The organism is Siculibacillus lacustris, assembly GCF_004328075.1.
Classification (GTDB): domain Bacteria; phylum Pseudomonadota; class Alphaproteobacteria; order Rhizobiales; family Ancalomicrobiaceae; genus Siculibacillus; species Siculibacillus lacustris.
Genome location: NZ_SJFN01000080.1, coordinates 1 through 1,731, shown reverse-complemented (window position 1 = coordinate 1,731; position 1,731 = coordinate 1). Strand labels below are relative to the sequence as shown.

Annotated in this window: 2 protein-coding genes and 1 pseudogene; 1 reads left to right on the top strand and 2 read right to left on the bottom strand. The window is 62.4% G+C overall.

The genetic code is table 11. The annotated features are described in order from the left end of the window. Window positions 1-145: pseudogene (locus tag EYW49_RS22755) on the bottom strand (IS256 family transposase); the annotation flags it as partial. Window positions 146-202: 57 nt separating this feature from the next. Between EYW49_RS22755 and EYW49_RS22750 the strand changes: the two are divergent. Beyond that, complete coding sequence (locus tag EYW49_RS22750) at window positions 203-637, top strand: hypothetical protein (protein WP_131312021.1); 435 nt, start codon at window positions 203-205, stop codon at window positions 635-637. A 907-nt stretch (window positions 638-1,544) separates the two neighbouring features. On the opposite strand, the gene EYW49_RS22740 is transcribed toward EYW49_RS22750, so the two are convergent. Then, the coding region (locus EYW49_RS22740) for an integrase core domain-containing protein (RefSeq protein ID WP_131311729.1) at window positions 1,545-1,731 on the bottom strand (187 nt) is incomplete at its 5' end.

The window sequence follows — 1,731 nt, the reverse complement described above, 5'->3', positions numbered from 1 at the left end:
TCTTCTCGCCCCATTCGGCACCGGTGTGGGCGCCGATCTCCAGCTCCATCAGGCGCTCCGCGGCGAAGCCGATCATCTCGCGCAAAACATCGGCGTCGGCGCTCTTCTCCACGAGCGTCCGTAGGCTCATCATCATGTCGGTCATCGGTGGCTCCTCGGTCGGGTTGGTTCTCGCAACTCCGACCATACCGCCGCACCGCCGATGACCACCGTTCTCGTCAGCTACACCACTTCATGGGACACGACCCGTAGCGTCCGCTCTGTGGACGTGAAGGCGATCTTCGACATCGGTCTGTGCGGTGGGGTGATGCGCGCCGACCTCGACTCCGACATCGCCCGTTGGGCTGACTTGATCGGTGACTTCAAGGCGTTCGTCGCCGAGAAACGACGGCCCGATCGGGCCGATCCGCCGCCCTTTCGCCGACCGCTCGACGGCCGATGGCGGATTGCTCGTGCTCGAACGCAGCACCTGCGCGGAAGCCTCCTCGCCTCGGCTTGCCGGCGGACCGAGCGAAACGTGCTGTTTGCCCGCGCTGCACCGGGGCTCGACGCCCACCGCCCGGCACATCGGTTCGCAACGACCGTTGCGATGTCGTCGCCATCGCCCTTCTCTCACCGGGGACCGCACCCGGAATGACGAGTTGGCGCGGCCCCGCGTCATCGCGGTCGACCCTGGGCGGTGGGGTCGATCGGCACCACCAAGAGGAGCCCGGAAGCTTCCACCGTCGACGCAGCCGACGATCGGAAGGCCACCGCGATCGCAGCCCCTGGACCGGGCGCCACGGGGCAGACCCGCCCGAACCTCACCGCAATCAATCCCGGCATTCCCCAGATGCTTTCATGTCGAATACCTATGCGGCGAAAAGACGTGACCACTTACGAGGCAATCGGCCCCACAGAAATTATTGTTCATTCCTTCTCTAAATCGAGCAATCCGACATCGATGATGGTAAGATCGGCATGCCTTACTCGCCATATGGAGTAACTGCAATGTCCCGTATCACACTTTTTGCCGCCTCGGTCATTTTGGCGCTTCAAACGAGTGCTGTTGCGCAAACGATGTCGGTTCAGTCCCTTCTTGCGCAGGGCTATACGATCGCCGGCATACTCCCGTCACCGGCCGGCCCGGGAATATTTCTGCAAAAGGAAACCAACCTTGTCGTCTGCTTTGTTACGGAGACGCCGACATCGACCGAAGTTGCTACGCGGTATTGCAAGCCAGTGAGATGACACTTTCGGCTCACACGAAGGCAATGCGAACCATGGGTGATGGCGGGTATCGTTCGCCCGCGTCACCGGCGCTTGGTCGGAGGCATCACCATCCGGGCGGAGAGCGTGGCTGAAAGACATCGAAGGCTGACCGGACGCACCCGACGTCGTCGAATTCAACCGCTTCGTCGAGAGGAGCCGAAAGCGTTTGGCCGCCCTCGGCCATAGCGCCACGTCGCAGGGAATTTCCAAATATCTCCGTGACCGGAAATTGTGAGGTGGTCCCGCCGGGCCGGACAGATTGGCGGCCTTCGTAAGCTTGGGCCTGTGGTCCGTTACGCCGCCAGTCTGATGTCGCCGGCCTCCTCGTGGACCTCGACGGGCGTACGCCCTCCGTGTGTCGAGTGAGGTCGGTCGAAGTTGTAGTAGTCGATCCACCGGCCGATGCCGCTGCGGGCTTCCGAGCCGGTCTCGTAGGCGTGGAGGTAGATGCATTCGTACTTCATCGATCGCCATAACCGC

Bases quoted from the DNA above. Each gene is read 5' to 3' on its own strand.
- EYW49_RS22750 (WP_131312021.1), top strand. From the start codon at position 203: ATGACCACCGTTCTCGTCAGCTACACCACTTCATGGGACACGACCCGT.